Here is a 17,288-nt window from a genome sequence, read left to right on the forward strand (position 1 = left end):
AGGTCTTTAAAGTGCCCACACAGTTTGTCTTCTCTCTTCTTAATGAACCCGCCCCGAAGGCGTGCTGCGTATTCTACTGATTTCGTTCCTTGTGTCAAACACTTTTTTCATTTTTTTTTAATTGTTTTCTTTTGCTTATCGACTCTAGTCCATATCGATCTTTACGTGCTCATGTTGGGCATTTTTTGCATTTAATTGTAGCGGAAAAGCATCGAATAGTTCATTAGTGACACTTTGAAGTTTTCTAAATGTTTATCGTCATGCTGAAAAGGTAAGACTGCGGATTGAAATTATTTCTGCACACTATCTTAGATAATGACAATTATTATTTGGTACGCTCATATGTATAAAAAGTCATATCATATTCATTTTTTTCATCGTGCGGTCTGAACTGTTTTTCATGACAGTGCCATATTGATTCATCAATTTCAGGAAAAAAAACATCTGCAATAAATTGATGATGTATTCGTGTGATATACAGGCGAGCAGCTTTATTCATTGCCTCAGCAAACAATTCAGCGCCACCTATAATCATAATCTCGGGAAACTCTTTAGTTTGATTGATTGCTTTTTCTAAGGAATTAAATACAGAGACCCCTTCAATTGAGGTTACACTGTGACTTAAGACAATATTTAGTCTTCCTGGCAAAGGTTTTCCTATAGAAGCAAATGTTTTTCTTCCCATGATGATGGGTTTGCCCATAGTAATTGATTTAAAGTGTTGTAAATCGGCTGGTAAATGGCAAAGTAACTGATTGTTGAAACCTAAGCCCCCAGTCTCATCAATTGCGGCTATTAAACTGATCATGATCTCATCCTGGATATAGTCATGGTCTTTGCCATATCAACGGCGGCAAACATGGAGCCAGGATCGAGCAAATTTTTGCCTGCCAATTCTAAGGCAGTACCATGGTCTACTGAAGTACGTATTATGGGCAATCCTAAAGTCACATTAACTGCATTATGAAAATCAGCATATTTAATTACTGGTAAACCTTGATCATGGTACATCGCAACATAAGCATCACAATTTTGTAAATGACTTTTAATAAAAAGAGTATCTGCGGGCATAGGTCCCTGAACATTAATACCCTGTTGTTGTAAGTGCATTATAGTAGGGGTAATTACCTCAATTTCTTCTCGACCCAAGTAACCTGATTCGCCTGCATGTGGATTTAAACCGGCTACTTTGATGCAGGGTTCTTTAATATTAAAATCTCGGATCAATGATTGATGTACCTGGGTAATCACTTTGATAATCAGTTCTGAAGTAATTGCATCCGGTACCCTACGTAAAGGAAGATGCGTAGTAACTAAAGCCACCTTCATCTCATTACAGGCCAACATCATCACCACGTCTTTTTTGTAGAATTGTGCAAAAAATTCAGTGTGCCCACTAAATGGAATACCTGCTTCGTTAATATTTGCCTTGTGCACAGGAGCAGTAATTAACCCAGAAAATTCACCCCGCCCGCATAATGCTGCTGCCTGGTTTAATAGTTCGATAACATACGCGGCATTTTTGGGATTAAGACAACCGCTCTGGACTGGATCAGGACAAGTTACTGAAAGCACTGTTAAATGATCATGTTTCGGTTTGATATCTTGTCCGCTTTGGTATGGAGTAAAATAGATAGTGCGGTTTAATTCTTTTGCTCTAGCCTCCAATACCGCCTGGTCCCCTAATATTACCAATGGAAAATCATATTTTGCGAGAGCCAAACATAAATCTGGACCAATTCCTGCTGGCTCTCCACTGCTAATGAGGAGTGGCTTCACGCCAGTTCCTTCTCAACAATATTAACATAAGCATCCGAACGTATATGTTGCTGCCAATTTTGTACTGCTTCAGCAAACTTCCGTTGTTGTAAAAATTGTCGTACTTGCTGCTTTTTGAAAGCTTCTGAATCATCTTCTTTCTTACGGCCAAGTACTTGAATAAGATGCCAACCAAATTGTGATTTTACAGGAGGACTAATTTCGTTTACAGCCAGTTTATCCATAGCTTTCTCGAACTCAGGAACTAATACCCCTGGTGGAACCCAACCCAAATCACCACCCTTAACAGCGCTGGCCGAATCCAACGAATATTGTTTTGCCATGAGTGCAAAATCCTTACCCGCTTTTAATTGCTGGTAAATATTGTTCACTTGTTTCTTTGAATCTTCTGGAAGCATGCTTGGATCAGGCTTTAAAAGAATATGACGAACATGAGTTTTAGTAATGACATGATGTTGATTGTCACCGCCAATAGATACCAGTTTAATTAACTGAAATCCATTGCCTGCACGTAGGGGACCAGCTACTTGTCCTGCTTTCATATTCACTACTTCCTTTGCAAACAATTCGGGTAACTCTGCTAAATGACGGTCACCTAAATCCCCCCCTTCCAATGCAAATTCACCACTGGAGTTTTCTATAGCCAAACGACTAAAGTCTTCGCCTTTTTTTATCTTTATCAATAAAGATTCGGCTGTGCTTTTAGCTTTTTTTACTTCTTCAGTTGTAGGCTCTTCGCTTAATGGAATAACTATATTTTGAAGATGATAGGTGAGCGCAGAACGATTGACGATTGCTCCTTCTGTTTTGAGGTATTGCTCAACTTGCTCATTCGTAACAGCGGCATCTCTTCCTACTGCTTTTTGTTGTAAGTTAGAAAGGAGTATCTCTTTACGAATATTTTCTCTATATTCTTCCCAAGTCATTCCTTGTCTTATAATTTCTTCACGTAATTGGGTCAGAGTGGCATGGTTTACTGTTGCTATTTTTTCGATCGCTTGATTTAGTTCGGTATCATCTACAGTAAGACCGTGTTGTTTTGCCATTTGCAATTGCACATTCACATCAATTAAGTGCTGAAGTACTTGCTTACGCAATACAGAGTCTGCTGGAACTTGCATTTTTTGTGCAATAATTTGTTTTTTTGTTAATTCAACTTGTTTGTTCAGCTCACTTGAAGTGATCACTCCATTATTAACAACAGCAACCACCTTATCCAATAATTGTTTTGCTTCTGACACCCCAATAGCAGCAAACAATATGCATGCAAGGGTTATTTTTTTATACATACCTTAATCCTTATTACTTTTTTCGAGCAATTTAGGTTATTTTTATCCAAAACACAAGCGACTTCGCTTCACTTTATACCATTATTTGGTTTAACGATGAAATGGATCATCATATCCCGGAATATACGTATTCAATACACTACCAGGATCACTATTAGCTACTGATCCTAAGCCTTTTAATAAAATTTGCAAATAGATATTGTTATTATATTGAGGTAAGAATTCAGCATTTAAACTCTTAAACGTTCTTCCTCCTAAAATTCGTGCTGCCCAACAACAACTATCATATTGTATCCCTAATAACGACATCATACTGTAATCTTTACTAATGTTATGGCTGTATGCACCAACAGTACTCCATCGATCATTTATTGGCCAAGAAACAGAAATTAATCCTTGGTGCAACGAATTATCTACTCCTGCATCATTCCTAACTTTTGTCACATCTCCATTAACTAAGTAACTGTAACCCAAATTAATAATTGCATTTTGTTTCGGTTGATAATGTAAATTCAAACCTCCATTATTTGTCGCAGAGGTGGCAGGATCCCATACGTAATCACCCAAAATTTTCAAGGCAGGGTTGAAATGATAAACCGCCCGCGACGCTATAGGTGAAACACCATAAAACGGAGACAATTGTCCAATTTCTAAAGGATTTGCAATACAAGAACCAGTTAGGCTACGACATAGTTGTACGTTTCGATTCGTAAAATATTTGATTTGGCCAATAGAAAAACTGGCACGCTCAGCACCCGTTTCCTCTGACAACCAACGAGAAGTCAATGCATAAGTTAATTGGTTGGCATCACCAATTCGGTCAAACCCTGAAAAACGATTGGTTCTAAAAAGTTGATCAAAATTAAAAATCATATTAGCAGTATCATAGATAGGCAGCTGGCTTTGATTGTAAAAAGGTACATACAAATAAAATAAGCTGGGCTCTAAAGTTTGTGTATACGAGCTCCCCTTCCAATTAAAATTACGATCGAAAAATAAGCCACCATGAGCGCCGAAACGTGGAATAAAACGATTATATTCCGTGTGCTTATCATTCCAATCATTGCGCACCTGATAATAGTTTTCTACAAACTCTACTGATGGAGTAATAAACCCCCAATTAGTTCGCTGGGGTAAAGAAAGTACCGGATTAAAATGGAATCGGGGACCTTGAGGCATTTCTACCCCCGGAATCAGTCCTGGGAACAATCCTATTATCGGATCCTGCAACGTTGATGTTGGCCAAAAAAACTGATCGTACTGCCCAGTTATATTTAAATTGGCCTCTGCCGGCAGCTCATAATAATAGCCATGAGCATATAGCTGCGGCAAACGTTCATATTGATCAGCAATAGGCGTCTCATTAATTGGGTGCAAGGTTTGAAAACTTTGAGCCATGCCTCTAAAAGTCCAATGCTCTGTTGAATAGGTTAAATCTGCTTGACGCAATAATTGTCTTTGAGTAATCAGGGCTAAATTAGAACTAAAATCCTGGAAATAATAATCATCAGAAACTTGTTGAACATTCACATTTAATCGTAAATTGGGAGTAAATTGCGTCGTGTCAAGAAAACCAAAAAGCCATCGATTTGTTGATTTATCTTTAAAGGAAGGAAATTGCTCAGAGTGGCTGTTCAAAAAATTTCGATACGCGGCATCATCCGGCAAAAAATTCCCAATAATTATCCCGGCACTGTTCGTAGTTAAATAGCGAAACTCCCCGCCTAACATGACATTACGTTTAGTATAAAGATGAGGGGTTAAAGTCAAATCATAGTTTGGGGCAATATTCCAATAATAAGGAAGCCCTAAATCAAAACCGCCTACATTGGAATATCCAGCTAAAGGCATTAAAAAACCGGATTTGCGTTCTTTGCTTGTAGGAAAACTCAAATAAGGCACATAAAAAACAGGCTGCTCACGAATACGCAACGTAACATTTCTGGCAACACCCATCTTTTTCTTATTATCAATAACAATTGATCTCGCCTCAAGATCCCAGGCTTTATCTTGTGGGGCACATGTAGTGTAAGTCGCTTGACGCAACAAATAATCCGAATTAGGAAAGCGCTGCATTAAACCCGCCCTTCCCCATGCAGGCAATATGACAGTACGTTTATTGGTATTAAAACGATAGATGACATCTTCAATTTGACCTGATTTATCCTGGGGGTTAATCGTAGCTTTACGAGCAATTAATAATTTATCAGGCTCCAGATAACGCACATTACCTAGAAACTCGATTTTTGTAATTTGTTTGCTTTTGGGATCACGATACACATATGCAGTTTGTGCATTGACTATTCTCTGGTTTTGCTGGATTTCCACATTTCCTTTCAAAGTGGACGGTTTGTCTTGATAAAATGAAACGCGATCCGCCATGATCCTTATTTCATCAGGTGAAGCCAGAGGTGTAACTGTAAGGGGTTGGTATGAGCCAAGGCAAATAGGGGAACTTTGATCTGCTTGCCATCCTAAGCATTGGGCAAATTTTGCTCTTACTGCATCAGTTAAATCAACATCACGTGCGATGACACACGCTTGAACTGGCTCATCAATCAAAGAGGCAGAATAGGCCAACGCATGATAAATTACCATGAGCAAAATGAGTAGGGTCGTAAATATGCTCATCAAGAACCATTTAAATGAAATCTTGTTCACAGATAATAAAATGCCTTATTATGCACACAAAAATATGTAACGAATCACTTTTGATCGTCATACAAGTTATTGCGGTAAAGTTCATCCGCAACGTGCTTCTTTATTCTCTCAATTAATGAGCGAAGTGATCTTAGTTATAAGTTACAACCAGAAATAATGATGGGGAAGTATACCATGCATGCAAGAGAAAACGCACTGAAAGAATGGTTAATTGATACACTAAAACTGCACGATTTTCAGCTAGCTCCTTTGGCTGGAGATGCCAGTTTTAGAAAATATTTTCGTCTTCAATACAACGGACTCACTCGAGTGATTATGGATGCGCCTCCTGGAAAAGAAGATCTCAACCCTTTTATACATGTTGCGCAAACCCTGGAGAAAGCGGATGTTCATACCCCCAAAATTCTTGCGATGAATCTAGAAAATGGATTCTTACTATTAAGTGATTTAGGGGATCAACTTCTTTTGAACGCGCTTCATTCTGAAACGGTGAATGATCATTATCATGATGCCATAAAAACTTTATTTAAAATTCAAACGTGCTCAATTAATGATCCATTGCTTGCCCCCTTTGATAAAGCCCACATGCTTAAAGAAATGAATTTATGTCATGAATGGTTTTTTAATGCATATCTTGCTTTGGAACTCAATCAGGATGAATGTGATTTAGTCCAACAAACTATAGAATGGATTGCCACAGAGGTAGCCCAGCAGCCATTAACCTTTATTCACCGTGATTATCACTCTCGCAATCTGATGCTTGTACGAAACCAATCAGAATCAACTTTGGGAGTTATTGACTTTCAAGACGCAATGCGTGGCCCCCTCACTTATGATTTGGTTTCTTTACTTAAAGATTGTTATATTTCCTGGCCACGACATAAGGTTTTGGAATGGGTTGAATTTTTTTACACTCAAAGTTCTTTAACTAAAGATTATTCTTTGTCTGAATTTATCCGTGCATTTGATCTTTGTGGCTTACAAAGACACTTAAAGGTTTTAGGAATCTTTTGTCGTTTGCATTTACGAGATAACAAACCAGGATATCTTAAAGATTTACCTTTAACCTTAAAGTATGTACTTGAATGTACAGAAATTTATGATGAATTACGCCCATTTTTCCAATTTCTGCAAATGAGAGTTTATCTACCATGAAAACTGCTATGATATTAGCCGCCGGACGCGGTGACCGCTTAAAACCGCTTACTGAAGCCACACCAAAAGCTTTGTGCATGGTAAAAGAAAAGCCTTTAATCGAACATCATGTAATGAACTTGGCAAAAGCTGGTTTTGAACGACTCGTGATCAATCATGCTTATCTTGGAGGACAAATTCGTCAACATTTAGGAAATGGAACACGTTGGGGAATTGAAATTTGTTATTCACCTGAACCTCCTGGAGGACTAGAAACAGGTGGCGGTATCGTAAACGCACTCCCACTGTTAGGTGTTAAACCCTTTATTACCGTCAACGCCGATATCTATACAGATTTTGATTTTTCGCAAATACACCTGGAATATATTAATTCGATCCATGTGATTTTGGTAAATAAAAATCCTGCGCTTAATCATCATGGCGACTTTGGCTTAATCAATCAAACTCAATTAAGTAACACGAATCCAGAATATACATTTGCAGGAATCTGCTGCTACCATCCACAGATATTTGCACACTGTGTGCAAGGGCGCTATTCCGTCGCGCCTTTAATTCGCCAATATGCTGCACAAAATAAAGTAACCGCTCGTGTTTATGATGGCCTCTGGTTTGATATAGGCACTCTAGAGAGGCTGCACGCGGTGAATAGGATTTAAATTTTGAACTGCAATTAACTCATAGCAACCCGGGCTCATTAATGTCCAAGCCCGAGTTCACTATACTAGATGAAATGATTGATCCTGAAAAAAATGGGGCAAACTAGCTACCACCACTAGCACCAGGCGCGGTAGTCCTTTCAACTTCAACTTCAATTTGTTCTATTTCTTGAACCTCGGCTACTTGCTCTACCCGTTCCTGAGCAGCTTTTTTCTTGGCGTCTTCCAATCGATGTTCACCTGGATAATCTTTTTGTTGGGATACGAGTTCGGTTTCAATTCCACTCCGTTTCAAATATTCCTTAAATTCTTTAGCGGAATCTTCCATTAACGCCTCTACTTCGTTTCGTGTCAGTTGTCTTTCTTTGCCGGTCTCGTCTTTTTTCAAGAAATAACCCTCTCGAGTAATAACTTGATGATCATTAGCTAACCATGCATTAAACAAGCGGTCTAAGGACTCAACTGTATCATCTCCCAATGCAGGATCTCCTTTCTTAGTCGGACCATATCCACGAACAAAATGCCCCTCCTCGTTGATCCCATAATCGAATCGAATACGTTCAAAATTCTTTTTAGATATCTCAGCACCTGCTTGCTTTGCAATTTGAGTCTGCATTTGATCGAAGGTAGATTTGGGTGGCTTACCAGACCAAACTTGTGATTCTTGAGAGAATTTATATTCCACAAGTTGAGTAAACTCATCCACTGCTTTTAGTACTTGTTGCGCAAGCGCTTTTGCCTCCGGATCTTTATTGTAATGTCTTGATTTTTCAACAATTTGATGAACTTGATCTCTTAAATATCGTGCTGCTTCCGGTGACTTCTCTGCAGATTGCATTGCTCTTAATAAATCTTCTCGGCTTGGCAAGAATCGATCTTTGGTGGTAACTAGTGCAGATACAGTTGCAGACATAGATTAATCTCTCTCATAAATTCTACTTATTATATTGACTAAATTATAGCAAACTAGCGTTGTTTACGCGAAAACCGATTTTCAGTTTACCCGTTAAAAATGTGTAAAATATGGATAAATAAACAATTTGTGTTCTTTTACTACTGCCCTGAAAGATTCATAAACTCCCAGGGCTAACACGCTCCATCACCTTAGAGAGTACGTCTAAGAGGAAGCATCATCATGCATAAACGGTGATTTAATCTCATCAATCACAGAGTGAAATGTTTGCTTTTTCATTGACTCAAAAGTGAACTCATCCACTAAAATAGCATCCCATCGTACGGCTTCGGTTGCAAGTAAGGCATCCATTTCCTGTTGCGTTAATTCTTTTTTTACAACCTTCTCTTTTAGTTTGTCCCTTAATTTACCAAATTTAACCCGTCTTAAGTCACCTGCCTTTTTGATAAGCTCATCTGTTTGAATGATCTGCTGTAACGCGTGCTCGACTCTATCTATTGGTTGTTTTGGGTCACCGCTCAGGTAAACGATGTTTTTCAACCGATCACGATATTGATTGTTCGTGGTCATCAAACGCGCTAATTTTTGCTCCAACTTATCCGTGGGATAGCGCATCGTCTGCCCCAAAGGAAATGCCAATATACGGGCAAGTCCCCCCAAAAATCGGGATGGAAAGTTATAACACAATGCGATCATTGCTTTTTGTGCGTGATAAAAACAATAGGACACTGCCCATCGAGCATGTAACAGATCATCAGGATTTTCATTATTCAATTGCACATTGCGTAAAACAGCCATTGCCATGTAAAGATAAGACATTCCATCAGCAAGACGTGCTGACAGACGTTCTTTACGTTTTAAATCTCCTCCCAAAACAATCAAAGATAGGTCTGCAAGCCATGCATAAGCGTGGCTCAGACGTGCGAGTCGTTTATACTCACCTTTCATTTTTTGCTTGGGTGCATGAATAAATATCCCCCCTGTCCATCCAGAACAAATTGCTTTGGCAAAATTTTGCATGAAATATTGAATATGTTTCCAGATAACCTCTCTAAATGCTGTTTTATCTTGGTTGGAAATAGCATAAAACTCATCACGTATGTATGGGTGGCATGCCATAGAGCCTTGTCCAAAAATTAACAAGTTTCGTGACATGACATTTGCCCCTTCCACAGTGATGGAAATAGGAACCCCGTTATAAAAATTAGTTAAATAATTACGTGGGCCCACCACCACGGCACGTCCTGCATGCACATCCATAGATGAATTAACCACTAAACGTGCCAATTCGGTATTAAAATATTTAGCAATTGCAGAAGCTACAGAAGGCTTTTTATGCTCATTCACAGCAGCAACCGTCAATAATCGATTTGAATTAATCAAATAATTTAAACCGGCTATCTCTGCAAGTTTTTCTTCAATTCCTTCAAACTGGCCAATTTCTACATTAAATTGGCAGCGTGCGCGCGCAAAAGCACTGGTTGCGAGATAGCACGAAGAAGAAGAACCAGCACCAAGTGCGGGTAAAGAAATCGAACGACCGATAGACAAACATTCAACCAACATTTGCCATCCGCTACCTATTCGTTTCTGACCTCCGATCACCGTTGTTATGGGCACAAAAATATCTTTCCCACGAATAGTTCCATTCATAAACGGTTGATCAGAAGGTAAATGGCGGTTGCCAATTTCCAAATTTTTGGTATCGCGTGGAATCAGCACACAAGTGATTCCTTCTTCGCCTTCGTCCTTCAACAAGCCATCAGGATCTTTCACATTGACTGCAAGACCAATTAACGTTGCTACTGGTGCTAAAGTAATCCAACGCTTGTCTAAAGTAATGTTTAATCCAAGTACCATTTTCCCATCAATCTTCTTCTTCATGACGATCGCGGTTGATTGAATGGAGGTTGCATCACTGCCTGCCCCAGGTTCAGTTAAGGCAAAACAAGGGATATCAATACCTTTTGCAAGACGGGGGAGATAATGATTCTTTTGTTCCTCTGTACCATAATAATTGATTAATTCACCAGGGCCTAATGAATTAGGTACCATAACAGTTACTGCAGCGACACCCGAACGACTGGATATTTTCATTACCACATCAGAGTGCGCACGCGCTGAAAATCCCTTACCACCATATTCTTTTGGAATCACCAAACCAAAAAATCCATTTTCCTTCATGTACTTCCAAACATGTTCGGGTAAATCACGTGTTTGGCTAATTTCCCACTCATCAATCATGCTGCATAAGGTATGCGTTTCATTATTAAGAAATAATTGTTCTTCTCCAGTAAGCTCCGTATAGACGTTCGCTAATCTATCCCAATCTGGTTTTCCCGTAAAAATATCTTTTTCTAACCAGGTATCACCGGCATTAAGTGCTTCTTCCTCGGTTTTTGATAACTTAGGAATCGATTTACCCGCTTTCTTATAAAGGTAATCCGCAATCACTGCACGCAAAGGTTCAAGGTACACTACAAGTAAGGCCACAATAATCACAAGCCAAAGTAAAAAGCCTATAACCCAAGGCAAGCCAATAGCAAATGTGGCTACAATTAAATAAAAGACGCTACCCAATTCCCAAACTAGCGGGTTCATTGCTCTATAAAGAACAATTAGGGTAAATATCAAGTACGCTAAAAAGAACAGAATGGCCATAATATCAATACCTTCCTTGCTTTGTATAATAAAGCTGTAGTATATACTCTTTATTTTGCGAGTAGCAATTGAGCACGAACCAACGCTTAGTCTGGAATTTTGAATTTGCCCCAAAAGCAAACTTACCCTTAGCTCATTTTGAGGATAAAAAAGACGAACAATTAAAATGGGAGATTCGTTATTTTTGGCCGGATAATGAAACCATTATTTTAAACACTATTGATAATTCATTACTCGAATTAGCTAATTATAAACAGAAACTTCGAGAAGATTGTTATTATTTGCTGCCTGGACAAAACTACAACATCAAGAAACGCCGAGAGCAGTTGCTTTATAAACCATTACTTAAACAAATAAACCATGCTGTTGGTTATGGGCGAAAAATAATTCTTGAACGAACTCAAGACCAGGTTCTTTCTCCGCAGTTACAGGAAATGGTGCAACAAGTTGAAAAAGAAGGCATCGAAGTTTTTGTTAAAAAGGAAGCACTTATCTATAAGCTTCCAACACAACCTAAAGTGAAAATCGAGCTTGCCCGTCTTGAGGTACTCCAAAAAATTTATTTTAGCGTATGTATTGAAGGAAAATCACTGCAGCTCGTAGAGACGATTTCCAAACACTTGCTGGATGAACCTGTTTCCTGCGAATATGTAACTTTCCTAAAAAATTTACTGCAATTATGATAAATACCCTGTTCGCTATTATTTTAAGCTTTGGAAAAATTGGTCTTATTTCCCTGGGGGGAGGTAATTCCATGTTAAAATTATTGGAATATGAAGCGGTTGAGTATCGACAGTGGATTGGACAGGAAGAGTTTATTGCCATGGTTGGTTCAACTTTTATTTTTCCAGGATTAACCGGAGTCAAATTATCTGCCCTTATAGGGTATAAAGCCGCTGGAGTCACCGGTTTGATTCTTGCTGTACTTAGTCTTAATTTGCCAGGTTTATTAATGGCCTTGGCTGGCTATCATTGGCTGACCAGTCATAATGGACCTGGAATGCGAAAAATAATGGTTGGAGTACAATATGGTGCGTTGGCTTTACTCGCTGCAGCCAGTTACTCAGTTGCTCAAGGCGTCGTCAGCATGTATTTTTCTATTCCAATTGCACTGTGTTGTTTTGTATTTTTTCTCGCTTTAACTTTTTGGAATTTATCACCCTTTTATGGGTTTATAGGTTTTATAGTAGTGTGTTTTTTTCTAGTTCGTTAAGGTCTAAAATAGTAACGTGCTAATCCTAATATTTTAAAGAATAAAATGGAGTTACTCCCTTGGAAACCGTGTTGGATAATCCAGAATATTATATCAATCGAGAATTTTCTATTATAGCATTTAATCAGAGGGTTCTTATGTTGGCTAATGATGAGCGCATTCCTGTACTGGAGAGAATGCGTTTTCTTAGCATCTGCAGCAGTAACCTTGATGAGTTTTTTGAAATACGCGTTGCCGGACTTAAAGAAAAAATTGCACTCTCCTCAGGAAAATTAACGATTGATGGTTTACGTCCTGATGAAGCATTTAGTCAGATCAGCCAAAAAACGCATAAACTCATCGATCAACTTTACTTCATATTTAATAAACAACTTCTCCCGGCATTGAGTAAAGAAAATATTCACTTTCTTGATACTGAAAAATGGACCGACGACATTCACCTGTGGGCAAAGCACTATTTTAAACATGAGATTCAACCCGTAATTAGCCCAATCGCTCTTGATTTAGCGCATCCTTTACCGCAACTGATTAATAAAAGCTTAAACTTTATTATTTCTTTAAGTGGTAAGGATGCTTTTGATCGTAATATTAATTATGCGGTAGTACATGCTCCAAGATCGATTCCCAGGATTATTCATTTACCTTCAGAATTATGTGGCGATGCGCATTATTTTGTTCATCTCTCCTCAATTATTACTACCCACGTGAATAGTTTATTCCCAGGGATGGAAATTAGCGGCTGCTATTCATTTCGTCTTACTCGAAATAGTGATCTTTTTTTGCGAGAAGAAGAAATTGATGATTTGGCCAAAGCTGTACAGCGCGAGATTTTTTCCCGTCATTATGGCCATGTAGTTCGACTTGAAATTGAAAAAAATTGCCCAGAAAAAATTGTTGATTTCTTATTGCAAAAATACCATTTACGTCATGAAGATACCTATTATTGTGATGGGCCAGTTAACATCCAACGCCATTTAACTGCAATTAACAGCATTGATAGACCGGATTTGAATTACCCACCTTTTACAGCACAATATCCTCACTTTCCCAAGTCAGAACGTAATTTATTTAATGTCATTGATGAGCAAGACATTCTACTGCATCACCCTTATCAAAGCTTTGAAGTGGTTATTGATTTTGTCAGACAGGCAGCAAGCGATCCTAATGTTGTGGCGATTAGTCAAACTTTATATCGTACTCGCTCACAATCAGTGATGGTTGATGCTTTGGTGGATGCTGCTCATTCAGGCAAAGAAGTTACTGCCGTTATTGAATTACGGGCTCGTTTTGATGAAGAATCCAATCTGAAATTGGCAAATCGTTTACATGCCGCGGGAATTCTAGTGCTTTATGGCGTTGTAGGATATAAAACTCATGCCAAAATGACCCTTGTCGTCAGACGAGCTCATGGGAAACTCAAACGTTACGTACATTTAAGTACGGGAAACTACCATGAATACACTGCAAAACGTTACACTGATTTCGGTTTATTAACCTGTGAGCCTACAATTACCTCCGATATTCAAATCATTTTTCAACAGCTAACCGGCCTTGGCAAAGTAGTTAAACTCAAAGCGCTAAGCCACTCACCTTTTACCTTACAAAAAACATTGCTGCAATACATCGAACAATGCACTGCAGCCGCATTAAAAAAAGGAGACACAGAAATTCTCCTTAAAGTAAATGGATTAGCTGATAAAACCATAATTCAAGCTTTATATAAGGCATCACAAGCGGGAGTTAAAATAAATTTGCTTGTGCGTGGGGTATGTTGCCTCAAACCTGGAATCCCTGGTATTTCAGAAAACATACGCGTGCTTTCCTATATCGGACGATTCCTAGAACATCATCGGGTATTCTACTTTCGCACTGACGAAGAAGAATATTATTTTTGTTCTAGTGCGGATCTCATGGAAAGAAATTTATACCATCGTATTGAAATTATGTTTCCAATTCTTGATGAAAACTGCAAGAAACGAATCAAACAAGAAATCATTAAAAACTACCTCAAAGACAACAGTAACACGTGGGAAATGCAAAGTGATGGCAGCTATAAGCCTGTAACTCAAGGAAATAATTGTGCCCAGGAAAAACTTATTAAGCTCTTTCAAGATGAGGGACAAGTGATTTAATCTCAGTTCGTGCATTTTCTGTGCACAATGAGCTGTTGCATCGCAGCAACATGAAGGCTGGAACTGGATTCCGCGCATAGCGCGGAATGTAGGCATTGTTTCCCTCGAACTACATTCTTTAACGAAAACACGTTAATTGGGCCTTTTCCCCCAATTGTAAATGCGCCTCGGTGCCAAAAGGAATGGGAAAATTAATCGGACCATGCCCTATTCCTGCAATTCTTAATACTGGAATAGAGCAGCTTTCAGCAAAACGCTGTAAAACGGGCTCAATCAATGAGGAACCATTAGGTTCATCACCCTCGAGAAAATCTCCCAGTATGATTGCAGCAGCATGTGAAAAAAGGCTTGCTTGCTTTAAATGTTCCAGCATGCGATCAACACGGTATCCTCGCTCGCCAATTTCTTCGAGCAAAATAATTTTGTCTCGACCATCCATTTGCCAACATGTTCCCACTCCAGACTGAATTATTGCTAAGTTGCCGCCAGTTACATGGGATTTAATAAAGCCCTCTTTTTGCGCCTGTCTGTTCAGTGGGATTAATCCGGTAAATTGAGTCGGCGCATCCCCAAATAAAATGGACTTCACCGCTGCAATCGTCTCTTTAGAAAACTTATCAGGCGCAGCAGCACCATGAATTGTTGGCCAACCCCAATGTTGTTGTAAATAAAGATGAAGGCAAGTCACATCACTTATGCCAATAAATATTTTGACCGCATCCGGGGGATGAATTTCTGCCAATTTGGGGATTAAACGCGTGGAACCATAACCACCACGCACACAAATTACAGCTTTTGTTTTAGGATTCTGTAGGGCATTTTTAAGATGGGTGAACCGCATTTCATCCGTATTCGCACATAATAAATCGGGAGCAAAAATATCCTTCTGAACAACACAGTTTAATTCCCAAGACTCTAATAATTCTTTTAATCCAAACAATTGGCTATCCGAACTGCGAGACGCAGGTGCAATGATTTCCACAGAATCTCCAATGCTTAAGATAGGTAATTTTTTCATTCGTGATCTCTTATAATTTTTGTCATTTTGGGTAAAAGCTATTTTAGTGTAATTTTTTTAGGAAAAAGAAAGTAAATACATTGTTAAAATGTATGTTTAACTTAATAGGGTTTTACTTAATTTTCCTGGTTCTTCACAAACTAAGCGTGGCACTAAATATCCTGGCAAAAGATGTTGTAGTTGCTGATAAATATTTTGTACTGTAGCGAAAGGCAAATCAAAATGAGCTGCTCCTTTTACTTTATCTAATCGATGTAGATAATAAGGCAAAACGCCGTATGCAAATAAGGCTTGGCTTAAACCAGCCAGAATATGAGCATCATCATTTATTCCTGCTAATAAAACAGTTTGATTTAACAAATGGCATCCTATTTGCCGTAAATCATTAAGTCTTTGTCGCACCGAATCATCAAGTTCCTGTGCATGATTGCAATGCAGGACAATCACTTTGTTGAATCGAGTTGTTTTTAATAATGAAAGTAGACCCTGCTCAATCCGTTCGGGAAAAACTACAGGAATTCGTGTATGAATGCGCAATGTATGCAGATGAGGAATATCTTCCAGTTGTTGGATTAGCTCAGAGAGAACCAAATCGGATGCCAATAAAGGATCACCGCCACTTAAAATCACCTCAGTAATACTGGTATCTTGTGCAAGATAATCACAAATTGCTTTAAATCCATGACGACCAGGATTATTATCTTGATAAGGAAAATGTCTGCGGAAACAATACCGACAGTTCACAGCACAAACACCAGTCAAAGTTAACAAAACACGGCCGTAATACTTATGAATTAATCCTCGAATTGGATTAGTACTGCGTTCATCTAAGGGGTCAACACTGAATCCCTCGCTCACGTGTAATTCAGATTCAGTAGCTAAAACTTGAAGCAATAGAGGATCACGAGGATTTCCTTTTTGCATGCGCTTGGCAAACCCTAAAGGAATACGACTCGGAAATTGCTTTTCGGCATATAAATTCCCAATAGAGGAAGGCAGCTCCAGAAAAGTTAATAATTCAGTAACTGAAGCAAAACCTTGAACCAAATTTTTTTGCCAACTTAAAGAGGTATCTCGCATTAATTACACAGAATTGATAAACTGTGCGAACTTTAACTAAAACGAAGCAAAATCTCAACTGTGGAGCACTAATGGCAATTTATAGCACCAATGAATTAAAAAATGGCTTAAAAGTAATGGTTGATGACGCCCCATGTACTATTCTCGATTGTGAATTTGTAAAACCCGGAAAAGGCCAAGCTTTTACTCGCATTAAAATCCGTAACTTGAAAACAGGCCGAGTTGTAGAGCGCACGTTCAAATCGAATGAATCATTACCTTCTGCTGATGTTGCCGATATGGAAATGCAATACCTTTATAACGATGGCGAGCAATGGCATTTTATGGTTCCTGATAATTTTGAACAATATGCTTTGGGCAAAGAAGTTCTTGCTGATGCGGCCCAATGGTTAAAAGAACAAGATATTTGTATCGTAACCCTTTGGAATAATGAACCAATACAAGTTACACCACCTAATTTTGTGGTTTTAGAAATTACTGAAACCGATCCTGGATTAAAAGGCGATACCTCTGGTGGCGGTGGAAAACCAGCCATTTTAGAAACTGGAGCTGTAGTGCGCGTCCCCTTATTCGTACAAACTGGCGAGTTAATTAAAGTAGATACTCGTAAAGGCGAGTACGTTTCTCGCGCGAAAGAATAATTCCATTCAATGAGTAATTCCCCAAGTTTTGGGGAATTTTAAATTTAGATGCACCAAATACAGCCATTCCCCGATAACGACCCTCGCGCC

Annotated in this window: 14 protein-coding genes; 6 read left to right on the top strand and 8 right to left on the bottom strand. The window is 38.7% G+C overall.

From position 1 onward, the window contains the following. Window positions 1-325: 325 nt before the first annotated feature. From Lani_RS01895 to Lani_RS01910, 4 genes are all read right to left on the bottom strand, one after another. Window positions 326-808 (bottom strand): dihydrofolate reductase, encoded by a 483-nt coding sequence (locus tag Lani_RS01895; RefSeq protein WP_019235132.1) that lies wholly within the window; start codon window positions 806-808, stop codon window positions 326-328. After that, complete coding sequence (gene pdxA / locus Lani_RS01900; protein ID WP_019235133.1) at window positions 805-1,779, bottom strand: 4-hydroxythreonine-4-phosphate dehydrogenase PdxA; 975 nt, start codon at window positions 1,777-1,779, stop codon at window positions 805-807. The genes Lani_RS01895 and pdxA overlap by 4 nt, the downstream gene beginning before the upstream one ends. Further along, window positions 1,776-3,068: a peptidylprolyl isomerase gene (locus tag Lani_RS01905; protein WP_019235134.1), complete on the bottom strand. Its 1,293-nt coding sequence runs from the start codon at window positions 3,066-3,068 to the stop codon at window positions 1,776-1,778. Before Lani_RS01905 ends, pdxA begins: the two co-directional genes overlap by 4 nt. Window positions 3,069-3,158: 90 nt before the next feature. Beyond that, complete coding sequence (locus tag Lani_RS01910; RefSeq protein WP_019235135.1) at window positions 3,159-5,699, bottom strand: LPS-assembly protein LptD; 2,541 nt, start codon at window positions 5,697-5,699, stop codon at window positions 3,159-3,161. Between the two features lie 204 nt (window positions 5,700-5,903). Between Lani_RS01910 and Lani_RS01915 the strand changes: the two genes are divergently transcribed. Both Lani_RS01915 and murU read left to right on the top strand, forming a co-directional pair. After that, on the top strand, window positions 5,904-6,884 hold the full coding sequence (locus tag Lani_RS01915; RefSeq protein WP_019235136.1) for an aminoglycoside phosphotransferase family protein: 981 nt from the start codon (window positions 5,904-5,906) through the stop codon (window positions 6,882-6,884). Beyond that, on the top strand, window positions 6,881-7,540 hold the full coding sequence (gene murU, locus Lani_RS01920) for an N-acetylmuramate alpha-1-phosphate uridylyltransferase MurU (RefSeq protein ID WP_019235137.1): 660 nt from the start codon (window positions 6,881-6,883) through the stop codon (window positions 7,538-7,540). The genes Lani_RS01915 and murU overlap by 4 nt, the downstream gene beginning before the upstream one ends. Window positions 7,541-7,643: 103 nt before the next feature. Here murU and Lani_RS01925 read toward each other — a convergent pair whose 3' ends face one another. Both Lani_RS01925 and Lani_RS01930 read right to left on the bottom strand, forming a co-directional pair. Further along, window positions 7,644-8,453: a hypothetical protein gene (locus Lani_RS01925; protein WP_019235138.1), complete on the bottom strand. Its 810-nt coding sequence runs from the start codon at window positions 8,451-8,453 to the stop codon at window positions 7,644-7,646. Window positions 8,454-8,657: 204 nt separating this feature from the next. Further along, window positions 8,658-11,114, bottom strand: a complete 2,457-nt coding sequence (locus tag Lani_RS01930) for an acyl-CoA dehydrogenase (RefSeq protein WP_019235139.1) — start codon at window positions 11,112-11,114, stop codon at window positions 8,658-8,660. 68 nt (window positions 11,115-11,182) lie between these two features. On the opposite strand from Lani_RS01930, the gene Lani_RS01935 reads away from it, so the two are divergent. The 3 genes from Lani_RS01935 to ppk1 are packed head-to-tail and all read left to right on the top strand — an operon-like array spanning window position 11,183 to window position 14,459. Next, window positions 11,183-11,797, top strand: coding sequence for a hypothetical protein (locus Lani_RS01935; RefSeq protein ID WP_019235140.1), 615 nt, complete (start codon window positions 11,183-11,185; stop codon window positions 11,795-11,797). Then, entirely contained in the window at window positions 11,794-12,327 is a 534-nt protein-coding gene (locus Lani_RS01940) for a chromate transporter (RefSeq protein WP_019235141.1), read from the top strand. Before Lani_RS01935 ends, Lani_RS01940 begins: the two co-directional genes overlap by 4 nt. Before the next feature lie 59 nt (window positions 12,328-12,386). Beyond that, complete coding sequence (gene ppk1, locus Lani_RS01945) at window positions 12,387-14,459, top strand: polyphosphate kinase 1 (protein ID WP_019235142.1); 2,073 nt, start codon at window positions 12,387-12,389, stop codon at window positions 14,457-14,459. Window positions 14,460-14,577: 118 nt separating this feature from the next. On the opposite strand, the gene Lani_RS01950 is transcribed toward ppk1, so the two are convergent. Together Lani_RS01950 and epmB are read right to left on the bottom strand one after the other, a co-directional pair. Further along, on the bottom strand, window positions 14,578-15,477 hold the full coding sequence (locus tag Lani_RS01950) for a S66 peptidase family protein (RefSeq protein WP_019235143.1): 900 nt from the start codon (window positions 15,475-15,477) through the stop codon (window positions 14,578-14,580). A 96-nt stretch (window positions 15,478-15,573) separates the two neighbouring features. Next, window positions 15,574-16,557 (bottom strand): EF-P beta-lysylation protein EpmB, encoded by a 984-nt coding sequence (epmB, locus tag Lani_RS01955; RefSeq protein ID WP_019235144.1) that lies wholly within the window; start codon window positions 16,555-16,557, stop codon window positions 15,574-15,576. 71 nt (window positions 16,558-16,628) lie between these two features. Between epmB and efp the strand changes: the two genes are divergently transcribed. Further along, entirely contained in the window at window positions 16,629-17,198 is a 570-nt protein-coding gene (efp, locus tag Lani_RS01960) for an elongation factor P (RefSeq protein ID WP_019235145.1), read from the top strand. Window positions 17,199-17,288: the final 90 nt, after the last annotated feature.

The organism is Legionella anisa (genome assembly GCF_001467525.1).
Taxonomy (GTDB): Bacteria; Pseudomonadota; Gammaproteobacteria; order Legionellales; family Legionellaceae; genus Legionella; species Legionella anisa.

Excerpts from the sequence above, each read along its gene's own strand:
- Lani_RS01895 (WP_019235132.1), bottom strand. The coding sequence starts at position 808 with ATGATCAGTTTAATAGCCGCAATTGATGAGACTGGGGGCTTAGGTTTC.
- Lani_RS01905 (WP_019235134.1), bottom strand. The coding sequence starts at position 3,068 with ATGTATAAAAAAATAACCCTTGCATGCATATTGTTTGCTGCTATTGGG.
- Lani_RS01910 (WP_019235135.1), bottom strand. The coding sequence starts at position 5,699 with ATGAGCATATTTACGACCCTACTCATTTTGCTCATGGTAATTTATCAT.
- Lani_RS01915 (WP_019235136.1), top strand. The coding sequence starts at position 5,904 with ATGCATGCAAGAGAAAACGCACTGAAAGAATGGTTAATTGATACACTA.
- murU (WP_019235137.1), top strand. The coding sequence starts at position 6,881 with ATGAAAACTGCTATGATATTAGCCGCCGGACGCGGTGACCGCTTAAAA.
- Lani_RS01925 (WP_019235138.1), bottom strand. The coding sequence starts at position 8,453 with ATGTCTGCAACTGTATCTGCACTAGTTACCACCAAAGATCGATTCTTG.
- Lani_RS01930 (WP_019235139.1), bottom strand. The coding sequence starts at position 11,114 with ATGGCCATTCTGTTCTTTTTAGCGTACTTGATATTTACCCTAATTGTT.
- Lani_RS01940 (WP_019235141.1), top strand. The coding sequence starts at position 11,794 with ATGATAAATACCCTGTTCGCTATTATTTTAAGCTTTGGAAAAATTGGT.
- Lani_RS01950 (WP_019235143.1), bottom strand. The coding sequence starts at position 15,477 with ATGAAAAAATTACCTATCTTAAGCATTGGAGATTCTGTGGAAATCATT.
- epmB (WP_019235144.1), bottom strand. The coding sequence starts at position 16,557 with ATGCGAGATACCTCTTTAAGTTGGCAAAAAAATTTGGTTCAAGGTTTT.
- efp (WP_019235145.1), top strand. The coding sequence starts at position 16,629 with ATGGCAATTTATAGCACCAATGAATTAAAAAATGGCTTAAAAGTAATG.